General features: G+C 59.3%; 21 protein-coding genes and 4 tRNA genes. 20 read left to right on the top strand and 5 right to left on the bottom strand.

All coding sequences use genetic code 11. From position 1 onward, the window contains the following. Nucleotides 1-40: 40 nt before the first annotated feature. The 11 genes from JN524_RS19625 to JN524_RS19575 all read left to right on the top strand — a co-directional run bounded on the left by JN524_RS19625 (nt 41) and on the right by JN524_RS19575 (nt 10,837). On the top strand, nt 41-601 hold the full coding sequence (locus tag JN524_RS19625) for a CvpA family protein (protein ID WP_045122548.1): 561 nt from the start codon (nt 41-43) through the stop codon (nt 599-601). Nucleotides 602-642: 41 nt separating this feature from the next. Beyond that, the gene (purF, locus tag JN524_RS19620; protein ID WP_003226416.1) at nt 643-2,148 is read left to right on the top strand and encodes an amidophosphoribosyltransferase; all 1,506 of its coding nucleotides are present in this window, start codon (nt 643-645) and stop codon (nt 2,146-2,148) included. A 73-nt stretch (nt 2,149-2,221) separates the two neighbouring features. After that, the gene (locus tag JN524_RS19615; RefSeq protein ID WP_202370410.1) at nt 2,222-3,433 is read left to right on the top strand and encodes an O-succinylhomoserine sulfhydrylase; all 1,212 of its coding nucleotides are present in this window, start codon (nt 2,222-2,224) and stop codon (nt 3,431-3,433) included. Continuing rightward, nucleotides 3,430-4,206 carry an SDR family oxidoreductase gene (locus JN524_RS19610; protein ID WP_202370409.1) on the top strand — a complete coding sequence of 259 codons (777 nt, stop codon included), beginning with the start codon at nt 3,430-3,432 and terminating at the stop codon, nt 4,204-4,206. Before JN524_RS19615 ends, JN524_RS19610 begins: the two co-directional genes overlap by 4 nt. A 168-nt stretch (nt 4,207-4,374) precedes the next feature. Beyond that, a tRNA-Val gene (locus JN524_RS19605) sits at nt 4,375-4,450 on the top strand. Nucleotides 4,451-4,505: 55 nt separating this feature from the next. Further along, nucleotides 4,506-4,582: transfer RNA gene (locus JN524_RS19600), tRNA-Asp, on the top strand. A 94-nt stretch (nt 4,583-4,676) separates the two neighbouring features. Further along, a tRNA-Asp gene (locus tag JN524_RS19595) sits at nt 4,677-4,753 on the top strand. Nucleotides 4,754-5,262: 509 nt separating this feature from the next. Beyond that, on the top strand, nt 5,263-8,094 hold the full coding sequence (locus JN524_RS19590; protein ID WP_202370408.1) for a xanthine dehydrogenase family protein molybdopterin-binding subunit: 2,832 nt from the start codon (nt 5,263-5,265) through the stop codon (nt 8,092-8,094). Then, nucleotides 8,087-8,626: a (2Fe-2S)-binding protein gene (locus JN524_RS19585; RefSeq protein ID WP_003226408.1), complete on the top strand. Its 540-nt coding sequence runs from the start codon at nt 8,087-8,089 to the stop codon at nt 8,624-8,626. The genes JN524_RS19590 and JN524_RS19585 overlap by 8 nt, the downstream gene beginning before the upstream one ends. 2 nt (nt 8,627-8,628) lie before the next feature. After that, complete coding sequence (locus JN524_RS19580) at nt 8,629-9,864, top strand: c-type cytochrome (protein WP_202370407.1); 1,236 nt, start codon at nt 8,629-8,631, stop codon at nt 9,862-9,864. Between the two features lies 1 nt (nt 9,865). Next, complete coding sequence (locus tag JN524_RS19575; RefSeq protein WP_202370406.1) at nt 9,866-10,837, top strand: XdhC family protein; 972 nt, start codon at nt 9,866-9,868, stop codon at nt 10,835-10,837. A gap of 144 nt (nt 10,838-10,981) precedes the next feature. Here JN524_RS19575 and JN524_RS19570 read toward each other — a convergent pair whose 3' ends face one another. Then, nucleotides 10,982-12,265, bottom strand: a complete 1,284-nt coding sequence (locus JN524_RS19570) for an NAD(P)/FAD-dependent oxidoreductase (protein ID WP_202370405.1) — start codon at nt 12,263-12,265, stop codon at nt 10,982-10,984. Between the two features lie 184 nt (nt 12,266-12,449). Here JN524_RS19570 and JN524_RS19565 point away from each other — a divergent pair. From JN524_RS19565 to JN524_RS19555, 3 genes are all read left to right on the top strand, one after another. Next, nucleotides 12,450-12,526 (top strand) — tRNA-Val (locus tag JN524_RS19565). 202 nt (nt 12,527-12,728) lie between these two features. Next, nucleotides 12,729-12,992, top strand: coding sequence for a hypothetical protein (locus JN524_RS19560; RefSeq protein WP_202370404.1), 264 nt, complete (start codon nt 12,729-12,731; stop codon nt 12,990-12,992). 37 nt (nt 12,993-13,029) lie between these two features. Continuing rightward, nucleotides 13,030-13,485, top strand: a complete 456-nt coding sequence (locus JN524_RS19555; RefSeq protein WP_202370403.1) for a DUF2214 family protein — start codon at nt 13,030-13,032, stop codon at nt 13,483-13,485. Between the two features lie 213 nt (nt 13,486-13,698). Here JN524_RS19555 and csrA read toward each other — a convergent pair whose 3' ends face one another. Next, nucleotides 13,699-13,893 (bottom strand): carbon storage regulator CsrA, encoded by a 195-nt coding sequence (gene csrA, locus JN524_RS19550; RefSeq protein ID WP_003179932.1) that lies wholly within the window; start codon nt 13,891-13,893, stop codon nt 13,699-13,701. Nucleotides 13,894-14,143: 250 nt separating this feature from the next. Between csrA and JN524_RS19545 the strand changes: the two genes are divergently transcribed. After that, nucleotides 14,144-14,512, top strand: coding sequence for an SPOR domain-containing protein (locus JN524_RS19545; protein ID WP_202370402.1), 369 nt, complete (start codon nt 14,144-14,146; stop codon nt 14,510-14,512). An 86-nt stretch (nt 14,513-14,598) separates the two neighbouring features. Continuing rightward, a complete protein-coding gene (locus JN524_RS19540; protein WP_202370401.1) occupies nt 14,599-15,510 on the top strand; it encodes a siderophore-interacting protein in 912 nt (303 codons plus the stop codon). Nucleotides 15,511-15,565: 55 nt separating this feature from the next. Here JN524_RS19540 and JN524_RS19535 read toward each other — a convergent pair whose 3' ends face one another. The 3 genes from JN524_RS19535 to JN524_RS19525 form a co-directional block, all read right to left on the bottom strand. Beyond that, nucleotides 15,566-16,255: an endonuclease gene (locus JN524_RS19535; protein ID WP_064588319.1), complete on the bottom strand. Its 690-nt coding sequence runs from the start codon at nt 16,253-16,255 to the stop codon at nt 15,566-15,568. Nucleotides 16,256-16,259: 4 nt separating this feature from the next. Next, nucleotides 16,260-16,550, bottom strand: a complete 291-nt coding sequence (locus tag JN524_RS19530) for a DUF1654 domain-containing protein (RefSeq protein WP_003226395.1) — start codon at nt 16,548-16,550, stop codon at nt 16,260-16,262. 177 nt (nt 16,551-16,727) lie between these two features. Then, the gene (locus tag JN524_RS19525; RefSeq protein WP_027611548.1) at nt 16,728-17,816 is read right to left on the bottom strand and encodes an asparaginase; all 1,089 of its coding nucleotides are present in this window, start codon (nt 17,814-17,816) and stop codon (nt 16,728-16,730) included. A gap of 349 nt (nt 17,817-18,165) precedes the next feature. Between JN524_RS19525 and JN524_RS19520 the strand changes: the two genes are divergently transcribed. The 4 genes from JN524_RS19520 to JN524_RS19505 all read left to right on the top strand — a co-directional run bounded on the left by JN524_RS19520 (nt 18,166) and on the right by JN524_RS19505 (nt 22,365). Then, entirely contained in the window at nt 18,166-18,621 is a 456-nt protein-coding gene (locus JN524_RS19520; protein WP_027611549.1) for a hypothetical protein, read from the top strand. Between the two features lie 202 nt (nt 18,622-18,823). Then, nucleotides 18,824-19,780 (top strand): sugar ABC transporter substrate-binding protein, encoded by a 957-nt coding sequence (locus tag JN524_RS19515; protein WP_202370400.1) that lies wholly within the window; start codon nt 18,824-18,826, stop codon nt 19,778-19,780. 57 nt (nt 19,781-19,837) lie between these two features. After that, nucleotides 19,838-21,391 (top strand): sugar ABC transporter ATP-binding protein, encoded by a 1,554-nt coding sequence (locus JN524_RS19510; RefSeq protein ID WP_202370399.1) that lies wholly within the window; start codon nt 19,838-19,840, stop codon nt 21,389-21,391. Beyond that, nucleotides 21,388-22,365 carry an ABC transporter permease gene (locus tag JN524_RS19505; RefSeq protein WP_007961238.1) on the top strand — a complete coding sequence of 326 codons (978 nt, stop codon included), beginning with the start codon at nt 21,388-21,390 and terminating at the stop codon, nt 22,363-22,365. The genes JN524_RS19510 and JN524_RS19505 overlap by 4 nt, the downstream gene beginning before the upstream one ends.

The raw sequence follows: 22,365 nt of genomic DNA, 5'->3' as shown, positions 1-22,365 counted from the left end.
CTGCTAAAATGCGCCGCCTTATCCGTCTGTAGGCTGCACTGTGCCATTTACCATGGTTGACTGGGCGATCGTTGCAATCATCGCCATCTCCGCTTTGATCAGTTTGAGCCGCGGCTTCGTCAAGGAAGCATTATCGCTGGTGACCTGGATCATCGCAGGAGCTGTTGCCTGGATGTTCGGTGGCTCACTGTCCGAGTACCTCGCCGGATACATCGAAACCCCATCGGCTCGCGTGATCGCGGGCTGTGCCATCATGTTTGTCGCCACACTGATCGTGGGCGCAATGATCAATTATCTTATCGGCGAGTTGGTGCGCGTGACCGGATTGTCCGGCACCGACCGATTCCTGGGCATGGCCTTCGGCGCAGCGCGTGGCGTGTTGCTGGTGGTCGTGGCAGTCGGGCTGTTGAGCCTGGGGCCGGTACAGCAGGACGGGTGGTGGAAAGAATCACAGCTCGTGCCAAAGTTTCTATTGGTCGCCGACTGGTCCAAAAACCTGATTCTCGGGTGGAGCAGTCAGTGGCTTGCCAGCGGAATCAGCGTACCCGCTGATATTCCGTTCAAGGAGCAACTCTTGCCGTCGGCCAAAACGCCTCAGTGAGTGTTGTTCAGTTCAGATCCATTAAGTAGGGGTTGCGTCGCATGTGTGGCATCGTCGGTATCGTCGGTAAGTCGAACGTCAATCAGGCGCTGTATGACGCGCTAACCGTGCTCCAGCACCGCGGCCAGGACGCTGCCGGTATCGTGACCAGCCATGATGGCCGGTTGTTCTTGCGCAAGGACAATGGTCTGGTGCGTGACGTGTTTCAGCAGCGTCACATGCAGCGCCTGGTCGGCCACATGGGTATCGGTCACGTCCGTTACCCGACTGCCGGCAGCTCGACCTCGGCCGAAGCGCAGCCGTTTTACGTCAACTCGCCTTACGGCATCACCCTGGCGCACAACGGCAACCTGACCAACGTTGAACAGTTGGCCAAGGAAATCTACGAATCCGACCTGCGTCACGTCAACACCAGTTCCGACTCGGAAGTGCTGCTCAACGTGTTCGCTCACGAACTGGCCCAGCGCGGCAAGCTGCAGCCGACCGAAGAAGACGTGTTTGCCGCCGTGACCGACGTGCACAACCGTTGCGTCGGTGGTTACGCGGTGGTGGCGATGATCACCGGTTACGGCATCGTCGGTTTCCGTGACCCGCACGGCATCCGTCCGATCGTGTTCGGTCAGCGTCACACCGACGAAGGCGTCGAGTACATGATCGCTTCCGAAAGCGTTTCGCTGGACGTGCTCGGTTTCACCCTGATCCGCGATCTGGCCCCGGGCGAAGCGGTCTACATCACTGAAGACGGCAAGCTGCACACCCGTCAGTGCGCGACCAACCCGTCGCTGACCCCGTGCATTTTCGAACACGTCTACCTGGCGCGTCCGGATTCGATCATCGACGGCGTGTCGGTGTACAAGGCGCGTCTGCGCATGGGCGAGAAACTCGCCGAGAAGATCCTGCGCGAGCGTCCGGAGCACGACATCGACGTGGTCATCCCGATTCCGGACACCAGCCGCACCGCCGCGCTGGAGCTGGCGAACCACTTGGGTGTGAAATTCCGCGAAGGCTTCGTCAAGAACCGTTACATCGGCCGGACCTTCATCATGCCGGGCCAGGCGGCGCGCAAGAAGTCGGTTCGCCAGAAGCTCAATGCGATCGAGCTGGAATTCCGCGGCAAGAACGTGATGCTGGTCGACGACTCGATCGTGCGCGGCACTACCTGCAAGCAGATCATCCAGATGGCCCGCGAAGCTGGCGCGAAAAACGTCTACTTCTGCTCGGCGGCTCCGGCCGTGCGCTTCCCGAACGTTTACGGCATCGACATGCCGAGCGCTCACGAACTGATTGCGCACAATCGTTCGACTCAGGATGTGGCGGATCTGATCGGCGCTGACTGGCTGATCTATCAGGACCTGCCTGACTTGATCGAAGCGGTCGGTGGCGGCAAGATCAAGATTGAAAACTTCGATTGCGCGGTGTTCGACGGCAAGTACGTCACCGGCGACGTCGACGAGGCTTACCTGGACAAGATCGAGCAGGCACGCAACGATGCCTCCAAGGTCAAGACCCAGGCGGTCAGTGCGATCATCGATCTGTACAACAACTGAGTTTCTACCGGCCCTGAGGGGCCGGTTTTGTATCTGACTTTTAATTTTCAAGAACAGGGCAAGGAGTGACAGCATGAGTCAGGAATGGGATGCCGGTCGGCTGGACAGCGACCTCGAAGGCGTAGCGTTCGATACCCTGGCCGTACGTGCCGGTCAGCACCGTACGCCGGAAGGCGAACACGGTGATCCGATGTTCTTCACCTCCAGCTATGTGTTCCGCACCGCCGCCGATGCGGCTGCGCGGTTTGCCGGAGAAGTGCCGGGCAACGTGTACTCGCGCTACACCAACCCGACCGTGCGCGCGTTCGAAGAGCGCATTGCCGCGCTGGAAGGCGCCGAGCAAGCGGTCGCCACCGCCACGGGCATGGCCGCGATCATGGCGGTAGTGATGAGCCTGTGCAGTGCCGGCGATCACGTGCTGGTGTCGCGCAGCGTGTTCGGTTCGACCATCAGCCTGTTCGAGAAGTACTTCAAGCGTTTCGGTGTGCAAGTCGACTACGTGCCGCTGGCCGATCTGTCGGGTTGGGATGCGGCGATCAAGCCGAACACCAGGCTGCTGTTCGTCGAGTCGCCGTCCAACCCGCTGGCTGAACTGGTGGATATCACCGCGCTGGCGGAAATCGCTCACGCCAAAGGCGCGATGCTGGTGGTCGACAACTGCTTCTGCACGCCTGCCTTGCAGCAACCGCTGAAACTCGGTGCGGACATCGTCGTGCACTCGGCGACCAAGTTCATCGACGGCCAGGGCCGCTGCATGGGCGGTGTGGTGGCCGGTCGCAGCGAACAGATGAAGGAAGTCGTCGGCTTCCTGCGCACCGCCGGGCCGACACTGAGCCCGTTCAACGCGTGGATCTTCCTCAAGGGCCTGGAAACCCTGAATCTGCGGATGAAGGCGCACTGCGCCAACGCCCAGCAACTGGCCGAATGGCTGGAGCAGCAGGACGGTATCGAGAAAGTCCATTACGCCGGTCTCAAGAGTCATCCGCAGCACGAACTGGCCCAGCGTCAGCAGAAGGGCTTCGGTGCGGTGGTGAGTTTCGAGGTCAAGGGCGGCAAAGAGGGCGCTTGGCGCTTTATCGATGCCACCCGCTTGATCTCGATCACCGCCAATCTCGGTGACAGCAAAACCACCATCACCCATCCGAGCACCACCTCCCACGGCCGTCTGGCGCCGCAGGAGCGTGAAGCGGCAGGGATTCGTGACAGCCTGATCCGTATCGCGGTCGGTCTGGAAGACGTGGCGGATCTGCAGGCTGACCTGTCGCGCGGCCTGGCGGCGTTGTGATCGAGTTGTCTACTTCGAAGGCGGGCACCCATGGCCGCGTGGCACTGGTTACCGGCGCTGCGCGCGGCATCGGTCTGGGCATCGCGGCCTGGTTGATCAGCGAAGGCTGGCAAGTGGTGCTGACCGATCTTGATCGGGTGCGCGGCTCGAAAGTGGCGAAGGTGCTGGGCGAGAATGCCTGGTTCATCGCCATGGACGTGGCGGATGAAAGTCAGGTCGCGCTCGGCGTTGCCGAGGTGCTCGGCCAATTTGGTCGTCTCGATGCGCTGGTGTGCAACGCGGCAGTCGCTGACCCGCACAACATCACCCTGGAAAGTCTTGATCTGGCGTACTGGAATCGAGTGCTGGCGGTAAACCTCAGTGGGCCGATGCTGCTGGCCAAGCACTGTGCGCCGTATCTGCGCGCGCACAACGGCTCGATCGTCAATCTGGCCTCGACCCGTGCACGGCAGTCAGAGGCTGATTCCGAGGCGTATGCGGCGAGCAAGGGCGGGTTGTTGGCGCTGACTCATGCGTTGGCGATCAGCCTTGGGCCGGAGATTCGCGTCAATGCGGTCAGCCCTGGCTGGATTGATGCCCGGGATCCTTCTGCGCGGCGAGCAGAGCCTTTGGCCGATGCCGATCATGCGCAGCATCCGGCGGGCAGGGTAGGGACGGTCGAAGACGTCGCGGCGATGGTCGCGTGGTTGCTGTCGCGCAATGCCGGGTTTGTCACCGGGCAGGAATTCGTCGTGGATGGCGGCATGACCAAGAAGATGATTTACACGGACTAAGAAGCGAAGCCGCAAACCTGGAGGAGTGAGCCTGCTCGCGATAGCGGTTTCAGGGTTGTTGCTTTCTTCAGGGAATGAAGCAATTTTGTCTTTTTCAGAAAAACTTCAATCCTGCTATTGACTTAGGTTCGCTACCTGCGTAAATTTCGCGGCCTCGGAGATGCAAACGGGTGATTAGCTCAGCTGGGAGAGCGTCTGCCTTACAAGCAGAATGTCGGCGGTTCGATCCCGTCATCACCCACCACTCCCCGAGAAACTTGCGAAAGCAAGAGGTAGGCTGAAAGTGCCTCCACCGACGCGCAGCGGTAGTTCAGTCGGTTAGAATACCGGCCTGTCACGCCGGGGGTCGCGGGTTCGAGTCCCGTCCGCTGCGCCATATTTTACGAGTCAGACATTGTCTGGTTCGCGATTGCAAAGCACCGAAGCTTTCAGTCAAAACGAGTTACTTGAGCGCAAGCTCAAAGCGATACGCAGCGGTAGTTCAGTCGGTTAGAATACCGGCCTGTCACGCCGGGGGTCGCGGGTTCGAGTCCCGTCCGCTGCGCCATATCTGTTTCAAGGACCACTGAACGCCTTGAAACACCGAAAGCAGCCGTTGGTTGTTTCGGAATCGATAGCAAAGACCCTGGTCGAAAGACCGGGGTTTTTTGTGTCTGAAATTTGACCCGCTCTCCCTTCATTACCCAGTCCTGCACAAATCCCTGCAGGAGCTGCGGCACGCTGCGATCTTTTGATTTTGATCGTAGAAGCAGGATTAAAAGATCGCAGCCTCGTTTCACTCGACAGCTCCTACATGGAGTGGGCAACCGCATTCGAATATGTATGGCGGGGGCAATCGACCTCATGCGGTACCACGTCGCATTGATTTTTTGATTCTTTAGTCAAATTTTTGTAACTGGTTGTTTGCCGGACGCTCAGAAACCTTTAAAGTTAACCTTTCGGTCAGCTTTGCACTGTCAACACGCCCTTTGTTTCGCCAAGAAGGGCTTCTGCAAGACTCGAGATTCCCAGTAGATAACCAGAAGGGCGGACACATAACCGCCCAGAGGATGATCCATGTCCAACCGTGATATATCCCGGCGCTCGTTCCTCCAGGGCGGGCTGGTGGCGGGTGTGAGCGTCACGCTCACGCCGCTCAGCAGTCAGGCGCTGGCTGCCTTGATGGAAAACAGCGTCACCGTGCCGTCCGAGAAGTGGCTCGGCAACAACGGCAAGGCACGCCAACGTAACGACGCCCTGTCCAAGGTCTGCGGCAACAAAGTGTTTGCCCGCGACATTCGTTCCAAGGACATGCCGGGCTGGCCTGAGCAGCAAGGCCACGCCATGCTGCTGAAAACCATCAAGGCTGACCGAATCTACGAAGGCTACGACCTGTCGTGGCTGGGCGCCGACCTGCAACCTGACCGCATTGTCACAGCGGCCGATCTGGACAAGGACGGCATCGTCTTCCCTGAAGAACACGCGCCGGATCCATTGCTGCCGGAAGGCAAAGTGCCGATGTTCATCGGTCACCCGGTGGCGATCCTGATCTGGAACGATTTCGAGCGTTTTCGTCAGGCCAAGAACAAACTCAAATTCAATGACAAGGCGATTCGTTACGGTGCACAAGTGCCGTACTACGAAGGCGACCCTTATGGCAGCTTCCGCTACGTGCGCGTAGGTGGCCCGACTTCGGCCGACGAAGACGAATTCGCCAGCCTGAAAGACTCGATCCTGTTCCCGATGCTGAAAAACCGGCGCCCGGTGTGGAATTCCCAGCCGAACCTGCACGGCAACCTGACCGAGCGCGGCCTGTTCTACGCTGACCGCATGAAGCAGCAGATCGACACGCCGCCGGACAACTGGCTGGTGTTCGACGAACGCTACAAAAGCCCGTCGATCGAACCGGCCGCCATGGAGCCGGACAACGGTAACGGCTGGTACGACCCGAAAACCAAGACCCTGCATTTCGTGGTCGCCACTCAGTGCCCGCTGGAAGCTGCGACCGAGACCGCGAAAATGATCGCGCCGTCGCGCTTCGGCCTGGCCAACCTGAACATGCACCCGGGTTACACCGTGGGTTACGGTTCCAAAGACCACAACATCTTCGTCTACTACGCGGCCCTCGCTGCGCTGTATGGCGCCGGTGTGCCGATCCGTCTGGCGAATGACCGCTACGAGCAGTTCCAAAGCGGCATCAAGCGCCACCCGTTCGATATCCGCTATCAACTTGCAGTGGACAAGAACGACTACAGCTTCAAGATTTTCCGTGCCGAGATGAGCGTCGACGGTGGCGGTCGCATCAACTACAGCCCGTCGGTAGCGGCAGTCGGCGCCACGGCAGCGCAGTCGATCTATTACATGCCGCAGAACGATTTGCAGGTCACCGCTTACCACTCGCGTGGTGTTGAAGCGGGTTCGATGCGCGGTTACGGCACCCTGCAAAGCATGGCCTCGACCGAAATGATGGTCGACGAAATCGCCAATCGTCTCGGCGTTGATGCGATTGATCTGCGTCGCAAGAACGCCCTGCGTTCGGGCATGAAAAACACTCAGGGCGCGATCCCGGCGGGTGCTCTGCGCCTTCACGAGATTCTCGACAAGGCCTCGGTGCACGAAGTCTGGAAAAACCGCGACGCGATCAAGAAACAGCGCGAAGCTGCCGACCCGGACAACTGGTACGGCGTGGGTTTTGCCATTTGCCAGAAAGACTTTGGCACTGGCTCCGAAGCGCCGATGGCCAGCATCGAATTCACCGCTGAAGGTCGCATCACTCTGCGCCACATCGGTATCGAAATCGGCACCGGCATGTCCACCTCGCAGGCACTGGTCGTTGCTGATTTCCTCGGCAGCCCGGCGCACGACGTGAAGACCGGCGAAACCGAATGGAAGGAAATGCAGCTGATCACCAGCGGCAACCCTTACATCATGAGCCAGGCCGAACAGGACAACCTGCTGCGCAACCCGCGCTGGGTTGGCAAGCTGGCCTCGGCGTCGTCCGCGACCAACTCGGCCTACTACTTCAGTCACGCCACCCGTGAAGCGGCGCGCGTGCTGTTCAACAACGGTTTGTGGCCGGCGGCCATGGAAATCTGGCGTCAGGGCCCTTACGGCGGTCAAGCCAACCCTTACGTGGTGAGTCGTGAAGATGCGCATTGGGTCGACGGCAAACTCACTGCCAACGGCATGCAGCCATTGAGCTTCGAAGAGCTGGCCAAACGCGCTCACGAACGTGGTCTGGTCACCGGCGCCACCGTTCACGCGTTCAACCGCTGGAGCTGGGCCGAGGCCGAATACAGCATCGACGGCGTGCGCGAGCGTCTGCCGCTCGACGGTCTGGCAGTGAAGTACGGTGATGGCGCGCCGAAGGCGAAGAAAGCGCTGATGAGCACAGCGGGTTTCCACCTGTTGGATCGTCAGAACATCAACTACCCGGTGGTCCAGTTGAACAACGCTGCGGTGACTTACTACAGCCCGGTGGCCACGTTGGTCGAGCTGAAGGTCAATAAAGGCTCGGCGGAAGTCGAGGTGCTCAACCACCATTCGTGGGTCGAGTGCGGTCGGGTGCTGGTCGAAGAACTGGTCAAGGGCCAGCTCGAAGGCGGGATCGCCATGGGCATCGGTCATGCATTGATGGAAGAGATGCCGCTGTACGAAGGCGGACCGGGGGAGGGTGACTGGAACTTCAACCGTTATCGCCTGCCGATGGCCCGCCACGTGGCGGTGTGGAAGCAGACCGCGGAGATTCTGCCGCCGCTGTCGCCTAGCGATCCGTCCAAAGGCATCGCCGAAGTGGTGATGATCCCGGTGGTCGGTGCCATCGGTAACGCCGTGGCGCATGCCATCGGTAAACGTGTTCGCGATCTGCCAATCACTGCTGCGCGCATCAAGGAGGCCCTCAATGGCTAACCGTCCGCTTCAACTGACCCTCAATGGTCAATCCGTCGGCCCGGTGGACATCCCTGATGACCTGCCGATGATCGACTATCTGCACGAATACAAGAACCTCACCGGTTCGCGCCTGGGCTGCGGCCAGGGCATCTGCCATGCCTGCGTGGTGATCGTCGACAACCCGGACGGCACCAGTGAAGAAGTGCGCACCTGCATCACCGGCGCGCATTACTTCGAAGGCAAAAAAGTCCGCACCATCGAAAGTCACGCCAAGCGTGATGAAAGCGGTCAGGTTACCGAGCTGAACCCGATTCAGCAGCGCTTCGTCGACGAATTCGCCTTCCAGTGCAGCTACTGCGCGCCGGGCTTCGTCAACGCCGCGACGGTGCTGGTAGAGAAGCTGCAGCGCCAGCCGATCGTCAAAAGCCAACTGGAAAAAGTCATCGAGGACAGCCTCGGCCACCACATCTGCCGTTGCACCGGGTACGTGCGGTACTACAACGCCACGCGCAACGTGCTGACCGATCTCGGCCTGGTCAAGGAGGGTTGAGCATGAAGCATCTATTGACCCGCCTGACCCTGGCGGTCGGGCTGGCTGCACCGGTGTTGTTTGCTCACGCTGATGATCAGGTCAAGCGCGGCGAATACCTCGCCCGCGCCGCCGACTGCATGGCGTGCCATACCGCACCCGGTGGCGCGCCGTTTGCCGGCGGGCTGCCGATCGTCTCGCCATTCGGCACGATCTACGGCACCAACATCACCCCGAGCAAAGAGCACGGCATCGGCTTGTACAGCGATGACGAATTCTTCGCTGCGCTGACCGAAGGCAAGCGTCGCGACGGGGCGAATCTGTATCCGGCGATGCCGTACACCTCGTATCACCTGGTCCCGCGGGAAGACTCGGATGCGATTCACGCGTATCTGAAAACCATCGAGCCGATCGAGCGCGCCGCGCCGGTCACGAGTCTGAGCTTTCCGTTCAACGTGCGTCCGGGCCTGATCGGCTGGAACATGCTGTACGGCAAGGCCTTGAAGCTGGAATCTGCCGAAGGCAAAAGCGAAGCCTGGAAGCGCGGCCAGTACATGGTCGAAGTGCTCGGTCACTGCGGCGAATGCCACACGCCACGCGGCCTGCCGGGCGCGATGCAATTGGACAAGCGCCTGACCGGCGGCATCCTCAACGGTTATCTGGCACCGAGCCTGCTCGCCACCGATCTGGCGGCGCGCGGCTGGAATCAGCAGGATCTGAGCACGTTCCTCAAGCACGGCATGAGCGCCCAGGGCACGATGTTCAACGAGATGTTCCCGGTGTTCCACAACAGCACCCAGGGCCTGAACGATCAGGATCTGGCGGCGATGGCGACGTTCCTGCTTGGCGACAAGCCGCCAGCGGCGAAAGAGCTGACTGAAGTGTCGCTGGAAAAACTCAGCCCGAGTGCGCAGCGCGGCCGTCAGGAATATTTGAACGTCTGCGCCGGTTGTCATGCCGCCGGTGGTGAAGGCAAACCGCACATCGCCGTGGCCATGCGTGGCAATACCACGCTGCGCCTGGAAGATCCGCGCAACCTGGTGCGGGTGATCGAGGACGGTATCGGTGAGCAGAAGTTCGCTGGATTCGAACACATGCAACCGATGCCGGGTTTCGCCGACAAGCTCAAACCTGAGCAACTGACTGATCTGCTGAACTACCTGCGTCAAGGCTGGGGCGGTCAATCGGCTGAACTGGCGGTGAGCGACGTGCAGAAACTGCAGGCTGACGCTCCGGCCGTCGAGCACAAGGCGCACTGACATGCAGCATCTCGATCTACAGGTTGTGCGGCGGGCACTGGAGTGGTCGGTAGCGGGGCAGCGCATTTGGCTCTGCACCGTGCTGACCACTTACGGCTCGGCGCCGCGTGCGCCGGGTTCGTTGCTGGCGGTGAACGATAACGGCCAGTGGATCGGGTCGCTGTCCGGTGGTTGCGTCGAGGAAGACTTTCTCGAGCGCGTCGCTGAAGGTGCGTTTCTCGATGCGGTCAACGTGGTGCGCTACGGCGAAGGTGACGATCCGCGCTCGCGAGTCAGCCTGCCCTGTGGCGGCATTCTCGACGTACTGGTAGAGAAATTTGACGCCGACTGCGAGGTGCAGGCGCATCTGCGTGAACTCGAATCGGCATTGCTCGGCCAGCGCCGTTTGATTCGCGAGGTTGATCTGGCCAGTGGTGCGCGCAGTCTGTTCGCTGATCGCGAGCAGGGTGCGCGCATCGAGCGCGAGATCGATCGGGTGCGGATTCGCATTGGTGCCGCTCAGCGCTTGCTGCTGGCGGGTTACTCCAGCGTGGCGCAGGCCTGTGCCGAGTTCGCGGTGGGTCTCGGCTTCGAAGTGATTCTCTGCGATCCACGTGATGAAGTGCTCGAAGGCGTGGTGCTCAATGGTGTGGAGATTCGTCGGCAACTGCCGTCAGTGTTCATCGCCGATGGCGGCTGTCATCGCGATACCGCGGTGGTGGCGCTGACCCATGATCCGCGCATCGACGATCTGGCGATGATGGAAGCGGTGCGAACCGAGGCGTTTTACATCGGCGTCATGGGCTCGCAGCAGACTTCGCAGAAACGCTTCGAGCGCCTGCGCAGGATTGGTGGGCTGGGGGAGGTCGACCTGGCGCGGATTCATGCGCCGATCGGGCTTAACCTGGGCAGCAAGACGCCGGCGGAGATTGCTTTGGCGGTGCTGGCGGATATCTTGCGGATTCGTAGCGGGATTAGCCGAGACCAGCTCTGATAAGGGCTTGTAAATATTAATGTGGTGAGGGGATTTAGCGAAACGTCGCACCGCCCCGATGGACTGCGCAGCAGTCCCCTTATTTTTAGGGGGGGCTGTGGGACCCGTCGGGGATAAATCCCCTCACCACAAGTGTTTCTGCAGTCAGAACCCCAGCTTGTCACGCAACCCGTAATACCACGCACCCAATGCCGCAAACGGCGTGCGCAGCAACTGCCCGCCCGGGAACGGATAGTGCGGCAGATCGGCAAACGCATCAAAACGTTCAGCCTGACCGCGCAACGCTTCGGCCAGTACCTTGCCGGCCAGATGCGTGTACGTCACGCCGTGGCCGCTGCAGCCTTGCGAATAGTAGATGTTGTCGCCCAGGCGCCCAACCTGCGGCAAGCGCGACAGGGTCAGCAGGAAGTTGCCCGTCCATGCGTAGTCGATCTTCACGTCCTTCAGTTGCGGGAACGCCTTGAGCATTTTCGGGCGGATGATCGCTTCGATGTTCGCCGGATCCCGCGCACCGTAAACCACGCCGCCGCCGAAGATCAGACGCTTGTCGCCGGTCAGTCGGTAGTAGTCGAGCAGATAGTTGCAGTCTTCGACGCAGTAATCCTGTGGCAGCAGGGTTTTCGCCAGATCATCGCCCAACGGTTCAGTGGTGATCACCTGAGTACCGCACGGCATCGATTTGGCCGCCAGTTCCGGCACCAGATTACCGAGGTAGGCGTTACCGGCGACGATGATGAATTTGGCCCTGACCTTGCCTTGCGGCGTGTGCACCACGGGGTTGGCGCCGCGCTCGATACGCACGGCTGGCGATTGCTCATAGATTGTGCAGCCGAGTGACTCGACCGCAGCGGCTTCGCCGAGGGCCAGGTTCAGCGGATGAATGTGGCCGCCACTCATGTCGAGCATGCCGCCGACGTATTGATCGCACGCCACCACTTCGCGAATGCGGCGCTGGTCGAGCAGTTCCAGTTGCGTATGGCCGAAGCGCTCCCACAGGCGCTTCTGCGATTCCAGGTGACCCATCTGCTTGGCGGAGAGGGCGGCGAACACGCCGCCGTCCTTCAGGTCGCACTGGATGTTGTACCTGGTCACGCGCTCCCGAATGATCCGTCCGCCTTCGAAGGCCATCTGCCCGAGCAGTTGCGCCTGCTTGGGGCCAACCGTGCGTTCGATGACGTCGATATCGCGGCTATAGCTGTTGACGATCTGCCCGCCATTACGCCCCGACGCACCGAAGCCGACCTTGGCCGCTTCCAGTACCGTCACGCGAAAACCGTTCTCCAACAGAAACAACGCCGACGATAGCCCGGTATACCCGGCGCCGATCACACAGACATCCGTCTCCACATCATCCTGCAAGGCCGGACGTGGCGGTACGGCATTGGCCGACGCAGCGTAATAAGACTCTGGGTAAGGGGTGTTCGCCATCCTGCAGCCTCTGTTTAATATATTTTACGAGTGCTTCGATCCTACCCGAGTTGAAAAACCTCCGCCAGCCACCGGAAAAATCTTCTTCACCGGCCCGAAATTAAATATTTTGCATATTCATAGGGTTAGGTGAAAAAAAGGTGTTGACACCCCTCCGGAATTCCGTAGAATGCCGCCTCACAGCAGGCACGTAGCTCAGTTGGTTAGAGCACCACCTTGACATGGTGGGGGTCGTTGGTTCGAGTCCAATCGCGCCTACCAAACAAAATCCGCTCTGCTGGGCGGTCTAGAAGGGCTCACCGAAAGGTGGGCCCTTTTTTGTTGTCTGCGATTTGCAAAACCCCCACCTCAGCGCACCCCTCGACAATTCGCCGCTTCCGTTACCCAAGCGCTTAGCGTGTTTCGAAATAACACGGCCTGCTGATATGGCGTTCTGTTCTTTTTTTGGATCCGTCGAAAAAGTGTGGATATTGAACGGGTTACCGATATTTTTAACCGTCCGGTTATCAAAAAAATGTTGTTGCTGATCGTGAACTTCAGTAACATCCGTCCCGCGTTCACCACCACGGTTTATGCATTTTTAAATCCCAAGCTTCCATCAGCTGCTTGGGATTTTTTTTGCCTGCAATTTGGCGGATTCCCCGCTCTGTCTCCTTGCTTCCTGCGCGAAGCTTTCCAGTCCCACTGCTGTGTGCAGGCGAATCCGGTTTTTTTCGACTACTACTGACTGGCGTTTTCCAGGGCTTTCTCAAAGGAGTTCGTCGATGCTGGTTCATTGGTTGCTTGCCGCTATTCATCTATTGGCTTTTGCCTTGGGCTTCTGGGCTGTGTTGACCCGCGGCACGGCGTTCAATCGTCTGGCGGCGGGCGTCGGCGAGGCCAGGCGAGTTTTGCTTGCCGATAATCTTTGGGGGATTGCCGCGCTGGTGCTACTGGTCACCGGAGGCATACGCGCCTTCGGTGGCTTCGAAAAGGGCACTGACTACTATCTGCATCAGCCGCTGTTTCATTTGAAGATGACGTTGTTCGTGCTGATTCTGCTAGCAGAGCTGGCGCCGATGATCACGCTGGTCAAATGGCGGATTGCATTGGCGCGGGGCAGGGCGCTCGATACCGCGCGTGCAAAGCTGTTCGCGCGGATCAGCCATGTCGAGGCGCTGCTGTTGGTGCTGATGGTGATTGCAGCTAGCGGCATGGCGCGCGGCGTGACGTTCGGCTAACAAGGAGCAATTCCCTGTGTTCTCTCGGAAACGTCTGACAGCCAGCCTGTGTAGTCGCAGGTAGTATCGCGCTGCAGCAGAAGAGGGGGTAAAGGCGAGGAGAGTGTCAGGCGCCGTGCCCAGCGGAGTGGGGCGCGGATGGCAATACGGCGCGTGAATCTTTAGCCAGTCTTACGCGAAGGCAAACGGACTGGCTACTGACTGCGGGGTGGCTCAGGGCGTTTGTGGCTTGTCCGGGGCGGTCAGGCCAGCCTGAATGCGTTGATAGATCTCTTCACGGTGCACAGCAACGTTTTTCGGGGCGTTGATGCCGATACGGACTTGCTGACCGCTTACGCCGAGGATGGTGATCGTAATGTCATCACCAATATTTATGCTTTCACCGACTTTGCGGGTGAGTATCAGCATGGTCTTCTCCTTGATTGCTTTGTAGGGCACCTGATTCAGACAGTGCAGAGGTCGGTGGTACGTATAGATTAGTGCGAAGTCTCACGGTTTGGGTGCCTCTTTCTGACGCGCAGATGCGGCATTAATTCCCAGGGCGTAACTATACAGAGGCTGCAATCATCAATCTCGTTGTTTTGTGCCCATTTTGCGGGCCTCGCGAAGTATTTATGAATGTTAAGATCGCCGCTTTGTGATTTTCGAGGAAAGCGTTGTGCGCAAACTGGTCTGGATGGTCGCGGCACTGGCATTGGCGGGATGTGGTGAAGGCAAGAGTGTAGACGTGCAGAAGCCGAAAACGGCCGTCGCGGCCGCACCTGCGGCAGCGTCCACCCCGCAATGGGACCTCGAAGTACGCGGCGAAACGCCTCAGGCTGTCAGTGACCTGAGTGGCTGGTTGATCGAGCATGCGTTTGTGCCGACCGTGATCAAGGACAGCAGCGGCAAGACGCGGATCCTGATTGGTCCGTTCAACTCCCAGGCCGACGCGCAAGCGCGCAAGGTAGAGGTGGATGTGGCATTGGTGAAGGCGAAGAAGCAGAACGTCGAGTCGGTGATCGTCGAGCATCCGCTCGCGCCGTAAGCAGCGCTTTCAGCGGAGCGGCCTAAAGGATATCGCCGGTGACTCGTCTTATACGAGTCAATCACGATTTCCCGAAGGAGCTCCGCATGGCCTCCGCCGCTCCCTACAAACTCTTCAATGCGGTTTTGCACCGCAAGACGCTGGTGAGTCCGCACATGATGCGGATCACGCTCGCCGACCCTTCGATAGGTGGCATGGCCACTTGGGCGCCGGATCAGCGCGTCAAACTGTTCTTCCCTGCCGAAGATGGAACGCCCGCGAATCTCGCGCAGGAGGAGGGCTGGTACACCCGATTTCGTTCGATGCTGGCGAGCCGGCGGCCAGCAATGCGCACTTACACCATTCGTCATTTGCGCGTCGAGCAAGGCGAAGTAGACATCGATTTTGTCCTGCACGGCGAGACCGGTCCCGCGTCGCGCTGGGCGCTGCGTGCGCAGCCGGGAGCGTCGATGCAGATTCTTGCCCCCGACAGTAATTTCTCGGCACAGGACGCCGGCGGGTTCGAATGGAAACCGCCGCAGGTGCTCAAGGAGGTTTTGCTGGTGGCCGATGCCACGGCATTGCCGGCCGCCATGGGCATTCTTGACGAGTTGGCTGCCATGGCTGAACCGCCTCAGACTCAGGCTTACTTTGAAGTGGACAGCGCACCAGACATGCTCCCGGTGCCGGATTGGCCTGGGCTGTCGGTGCAGTGGCTGGTTCGCGATCAGGCGCCAGAAGTAGTGGCTGGGGCGCTGATGGTAGAGGCAGTACAGCAGGCGTTCCTGCCGGCAGAGGATTCCTCGGTCGGGCAAGCTGCCGAACTCGCCGAAGTCGATATCGACAAAGACATACTCTGGGAGATCGCCAACACGGCCCCTGAAGGATTTTATGGCTGGATTGCCGGAGAAAGCGCGGCAGTCATGCGTCTGCGCAAATACCTGATCAAGGAATGCGGTATCTCCCGTGAGTCACTCAATCTGATGGGCTACTGGCGCTACAACAAGGCTGGCAGCTAAAAACAAAAAAGGCCTCGAACATCACGTTCGAGGCCTTTTCTTTTGCGCTGAAGAATCAGCCGCAGGCTTTCAGGTTTACCGGGCCGACAAATTCATTGCCGCGTCCCATCACGCACGCCACGCTCTGATTGCGTTGACGTTCCCAGTCCTGCACCGGGTAAGTCTTGTCCCACGCTTCGTACAACTGCCGATCCTGTTTCGACAGGCGCAAGCCGTACTGCTTGCTCATGTAGAAATAGGTGCGCGCGATCATGCCGCGAATCGACGGACGCGGCATGACCTTCTTGGCCTTGAAATCGACTTGAGTCAGGCACGAGCCGTACTGCCCGGATTGCACCGGTAGCCAGCCATAACTGAAGTTGCTGCGGTCACCGTTGACCTCACCAATGCTCGGCACCAGGTTGTGCAGGTCGGCTTCGGCTTTCTGGTAACTCGGGTCATAGCGGGTGCAGTTCTTGCGCCCGCCCGACTGCCAGCATTGACGCTGGTGACCGAACTCCCACGCCGGAACAATGTGCTCCCATTCGATGCGCGAGGCGCGCTTGGCGTTTTTACGTGGTACGTAGCCGCAAGCCTTCAAGTCCACCTTGTTGCCGGTGTATTTGCAGCCGCAGTAAAACTCGGTGGACTGCGGTGCATAGAGTTTCCAGGCGACTTTCTTGGCCTCGGTAAAGGTGCGGGGGGCGCCAGCCTGGGCGCCAAAAGCGATGAACAGCAGCAGCAAAGCAAAACAGCGGACACTCATTGAATCAATCTTCCTTCGGCACAACCCAAAAAATCTGCACGCCGCCATCGTCGCGATAGGCGAGTGTGACGTTGTCGTTCTCGTCGATTTCCTCGAGCAGTTGCTCCCATGCATCCACAGGCTCGTCCGGCAGACGAAAGATCAGCGCGGCTTTGGCTTTTTGTGCGGTAGGGGAATTGATGATTTTCTGAACGCGCATGCCCATGCGTTCGTAAGCGTCAGGAGCATCAGGAGAGGTGGCCACGAGGTTATCCTTATTAAGCTGTACGTGCATACAGTATTTAACTGTAAGCATTTTCGCAACTGCTTAAAATTCAAGAAAATCCTCTGACAGCGCTTTTCCGCTTTTGGTGTAAGTCGGGTCGATTATTTTGTACGAAAAAGTCGCGCTCAGCGTAAGTGGCAGCACCACCCGCCGCGCGGGCGAGTGGTGAGCAGGTTGCCCGACCCGAAAGGGTCAGGCGAGGGGCAATCAATATTCCCAGAACATCCGTTGCAGTTCTTTGCTGTCGTTGGTTTTGGTCAGGGCGACCATGGCCAGGATGCGGGCCTTTTGCGGGTTCAGGTCGTGAGCGACCACCCAGTCGTACTTGTCGTCAGGCTGTTCGGCGTTGCGCAGGACGAAGCCGCCGGCGTTGACGTGGGACGAGCGGATGATCTGCACGCCGTCTTTACGCAGGGCTTGCAGGGATGGCACAACGCGGGAGGACACCGAACCATTACCGGTACCGGCATGGATGATCGCTTTGGCGCCGGCCTGGGCCAGAGCCTTATAGGCGGTGTCGTCGACGTTGCCGTAGGAGTAGGCGATTTCTACGTCAGGCAGGCTCTTGATGTTCTTGATGTCGAATTCCGAATCCATGGTGTGACGCTTGGCCGGCAAGCGGAACCAGTAGGATTTGCCTTCGACCACCATGCCCAGCGGGCCCCAAGGGCTTTTGAACGCCTCGGTCTTGATGTTGATCATCTTGCTCACGTCGCGACCGGACTGGATCTCGTCGTTCATGGTCACCAGCACGCCTTTGCCGTGCGCTTCTTTGCTGCTGGCGACGGCGACGGCGTTGTACAGGTTGAGCATGCCGTCCGCCGACATGGCGGTGCCCGGACGCATCGAGCCGACCACGATGATCGGTTTGTCGGTTTTTTCCACCAGGTTCAGGAAGTACGCGGTTTCTTCCAGGGTGTCGGTGCCGTGGGTGATGACGATGCCATCGACGTCTTTGCTGTCGGCCAGTTCGGATACGCGGCGACCCAGTTGCAGCAGGTTGTCATTGGTGATGCTTTCCGAAGCGATCTGCATGACTTGTTCGCCACGCACGTTCGCCAGTTTGCTCAGTTCGGGGATGCCGGCGATCAGTTGTTCAATGCCGACCTTGGCCGCTTGATAGGTGGCGCTGTTGGCTGCGCTGGCGCCGGCACCGGCAATGGTGCCGCCCGTGGCAAGCACCACGACGTTGGCGAGTTTGGTCTGGGTTTCGACTTCTTTTGCCTGAAGGGCAGTGGGCAGGAGCAGGAGGAGGGCCAAAGCGCCCGGAACCAAGGTGTTGAAAGCAGATTTCATTATTTTTCTCTCTAGTAGTGAGACGGTGCTGATGCAGGTTCATCTAGATGCGCCCCGAGCCGATCTGAATGCCCGGGGTGCAGGCTAGGGAGCAGGATCTGTACCAGCGCTACTTTGCTTTAGAGAAATGTTTAACCTGATGATTTATATCAATATTTTTTAAGTTTTCGGATTCTTGAACGAATGGCTTATCCGGGTTTCCGAACAAAGGAAGCTTTCGTGTTCGGTTCACCGAAAGGGACTGCACCTCCTGGCGACCGCAACGGCTTGTCGGTTTCAGGTTTTCTGCTAAAGAAAACCGTCAGCAAGCCGATGGCTGTGGAAGGAAACGTTTATTTAGGGAGTTCACATGTCACTGACGATCGGTTTTTCAAATCCCGGCTCAGTCACCATTGGCGGTAAAACCGCAGCGACAATCAATGCAATGAACCAGGCGGAAGCGGATGCGGCCGACGAGGCGCTTGGCGTTGAAAAAGAACCGAGCAATCAAGTCCGCACCGGTGGTCCTGCGCAAGAAGCCAGCAAGGCGGATAGCGCTGACAGCGGCGACAGTCTGAGCGTTACCGTGAAAATGCTGCTCAAACGCATGCAGGAATTGCAGAAGCAACTGCAGGAGCAGCAACAGCAACTGGCGGCGGCTCAGGCGGCGAGCTATCCGACGCCCGAGGCCAAGTCACAGGCGGTGATGTCCGTTCAGGGGCAGATCGCGCAAACCAGCGGCGCGCTGATGGAAGTCGCAGCGGCACTGGTCAAGGAAATGTCCAAGGATTCCACCAGCGGCAACCTGGTCAGCACCACGGCTTAAGCGGTAAAGGGCGAATCAGACGATTGCGCCCCGCAATACAACGACGATTTCTGATTGTTGACAAATGTCGACGGGATTCGCATAGTTCGGTCTACGCAAACGTTTGCGCGGCTTCCCCGGTGCACTATTATCCGGAAGAGAGCGCTGAAGCTTACGCCAGCGCGAGCGTTGCTCACAATAATCATAAGATCGGAGTGAACCCATGAAGCTGCCATTCGCTGGACGTCTTCTTGCTGTCGCTATGTTGGCTGCCGCAGCCGCCGCACTACCTGTCTCTTCGGCTTTCGCCGAGTCCCCGGAAAAACCCAAAGTCGCACTGGTCATGAAATCCCTGGCCAACGAATTCTTCCTGACCATGGAAGATGGCGCCAAGGCCTACCAGAAAGAACACTCCGCCGACTTCGACCTGATCTCCAACGGCATCAAGGACGAGACCGATACCGCCGGCCAGACCCGTATCGTCGAGCAGATGATTCTGGCCAAGGTCAACGCGCTCGTTATCGCACCGTCCGATTCCAAAGCCATGGTGCCGGTGATCAAGAAAGCCGTCGATGCCGGCATCACCGTGATCAACATCGACAACCAGCTCGATCCGCAGATCGTCAAAAGCAAAAACATCAGCGTGCCATTCGTAGGCCCGGACAACCGCAAAGGTGCGCGTCTGGTCGGCGAATACCTGGCCAAGCAACTGAAGGCCGGTGACGAGGTCGGCATCATCGAAGGCGTATCCACCACCACCAACGCCCAGCAACGCACCGCAGGCTTCAAGGATGCGATGGAGGCGGCGCAGATCAAGGTTGTCTCCTTGCAATCCGGTGATTGGGAGATCGACAAGGGCAACAAGGTTGCGGCTTCGATTCTCAGCGAATACCCGGATGTGAAAGCGCTGCTGGCGGGTAACGACAGCATGGCCGTTGGCGCTGTTTCCGCTGTGCGTGCTGCCGGCAAGGCGGGCAAGGTGCAAGTGGTCGGTTACGACAACATCAATGCGATCAAGCCGATGCTCAAGGATGGTCGTGTATTGGCGACGGCCGATCAGTTCGCTGCCAGGCAGGCCGTGTTCGGTATCGAGACTGCGCTGAAAATCCTCAAGGGCGAAAAAGTCGAGAGCGGCGTCAATGGCGTGATCGAAACGCCAGTCGAGTTGGTCACTAAGTAAGTCTTCCGGCGACACAACGGCGCTCGTCCGTCCGGACGAGCGCATGGAGAGTTTTTTATGTCAGTTTCCGCCCCGAACGCTGTCCTCTCGGTCAGCGGTATCGGTAAGACCTATGCGCAACCGGTGCTCACGGGCATCGACTTGACGCTGATGCGCGGTGAAGTGCTGGCGCTGACCGGCGAGAATGGCGCCGGTAAAAGCACGCTGTCGAAGATCATTGGGGGGCTGGTTACGCCCACCACCGGTCAGATGCAATTCCAGGGCAAGGACTACCGTCCGGGCAGCCGCACCCAGGCCGAAGAGCTTGGCGTGCGCATGGTCATGCAAGAACTCAATCTGCTGCCGACCCTGTCGGTGGCGGAAAACCTGTTTCTCGACAACCTGCCGAGCAACGGCGGCTGGATCAGTCGCAAGCAATTGCGCAAAGCCGCGATCGAAGCCATGGCGCAGGTCGGCCTCGATGCCATTGACCCGGACACCCTGGTCGGCGAACTGGGCATTGGCCATCAACAGATGGTCGAAATCGCACGCAACCTGATCGGCGATTGCCATGTGCTGATCCTTGATGAACCGACTGCGATGCTCACCGCCCGCGAGGTGGAAATGCTCTTCGAGCAGATTACTCGTTTGCAGGCGCGTGGCGTCTCCATCATCTATATCTCCCACCGTCTCGAAGAGCTGGCGCGCGTCGCGCAGCGCATTGCTGTGCTGCGTGATGGCAATCTGGTCTGCGTCGAGCCGATGGCCAACTACAACAGTGAGCAACTGGTCACCTTGATGGTTGGCCGCGAACTGGGCGAACACATCGACATGGGCCTGCGCAAGATCGGCGCCCCGGCACTGACGGTCAAGGGCCTGACCCGCTCCGACAAGGTGCGCGATGTTTCCTTCGAAGTGCGTGCCGGCGAGATCTTCGGGATTTCCGGGCTGATCGGGGCAGGGCGCACCGAATTGCTGCGACTGATCTTCGGCGCCGATCTGGCCGACAGCGGCACGATTGCTCTGGGTTCGCCGGCGCAGGTGGTCAGCGTGCGTTCGCCGGTTGATGCGGTGAACCATGGCATTGCCTTGATCACCGAAGACCGTAAGGGCGAAGGCTTGCTGCTCAGTCAGTCGATCAGCGCCAACATCGCCCTGGGCAACATGCCGGAGATTTCCAGGGCAGGAATCGTCAATGCCAGCGACGAAACTTCCCTGGCGCAGCGTCAGATCAACGCCATGCGCATCCGCAGTTCCAGCCCGACTCAATTGGTGTCGGAATTGTCTGGCGGCAACCAGCAGAAAGTGGTGATCGGCCGCTGGCTGGAGCGCGATTGCTCGGTGCTGTTGTTCGACGAGCCGACCCGCGGCATCGATGTCGGTGCCAAGTTCGATATCTACGCCTTGCTGGGCGAGTTGACGCGTCAGGGCAAGGCGCTGGTGGTGGTGTCCAGTGACCTGCGCGAGCTGATGCTGATCTGCGATCGGATCGGTGTGCTGTCGGCAGGGCGTTTGATCGATACCTTCGAGCGCGACAGCTGGACCCAGGATGATTTGCTTGCCGCCGCGTTCGCCGGCTACCAAAAACGTGATGCGTTGCTCAATGAAGCGGCGCCTAGGGATCTCCCATGAAAACTGCATCTTCCGCCGGCAAACGTAGTGGCAATTTCTACGGTCTGGGCACCTATCTGGGCCTGGCCGGGGCCTTGTTGGCGATGGTGGCGCTGTTCTCGATGATGAGCAGCCACTTTCTGTCCTATGACACTTTCAGCACGCTGGCCAACCAGATTCCCGATCTGATGGTGCTGGCGGTGGGCATGACCTTTGTACTGATCATCGGCGGCATCGACCTGTCGGTCGGTTCGGTGCTGGCGCTTGCCGCCTCGACAGTCAGCGTGGCGATTCTCGGCTGGGGCTGGAGCGTGTTGCCGGCCGCGTTGCTGGGTATGGCGGTGGCGGCACTGGCGGGAACGGTGACCGGTTCGATCACCGTGGCGTGGCGCATTCCGTCGTTCATCGTTTCGCTCGGTGTGCTGGAAATGGCCCGTGGCCTGGCGTACCAGATGACCGGTTCGCGCACCGCCTACATCGGTGATTCGTTTGCCTGGCTGTCGAACCCGATCGCCTTCGGAATCTCGCCGTCGTTCATCATTGCCTTGCTGGTGATATTCATTGCGCAAGCTGTGCTGACCCGCACGGTGTTTGGTCGTTACCTGATTGGTATCGGCACCAACGAAGAAGCGGTGCGGCTGGCCGGGATCAATCCAAAGCCTTACAAGATTCTGGTGTTCAGCCTGATGGGCCTGCTCGCGGGGATCGCTGCGCTGTTCCAGATTTCCCGTCTGGAAGCGGCAGACCCGAATGCCGGCTCCGGTCTCGAATTGCAGGTGATTGCCGCTGTGGTGATCGGTGGCACCAGTCTGATGGGTGGCCGTGGTTCGGTGATCAGCACCTTCTTCGGTGTGTTGATCATTTCGGTACTGGCCGCCGGTCTGGCGCAGATCGGCGCGACCGAACCAACCAAACGCATCATCACCGGCGCGGTGATTGTCATCGCGGTAGTGCTCGATACCTATCGCAGCCAACGCGCCAGTCGACGGGGCTAA

Origin of the sequence: Pseudomonas sp. MWU318 (genome assembly GCF_016756945.1) — a bacterium.
Taxonomy (GTDB): Bacteria; Pseudomonadota; Gammaproteobacteria; order Pseudomonadales; family Pseudomonadaceae; genus Aquipseudomonas; species Aquipseudomonas putida_A.
Note: the sequence above shows the minus strand (reverse complement) of the source record. Positions and strands in the feature narration are given on the sequence as shown.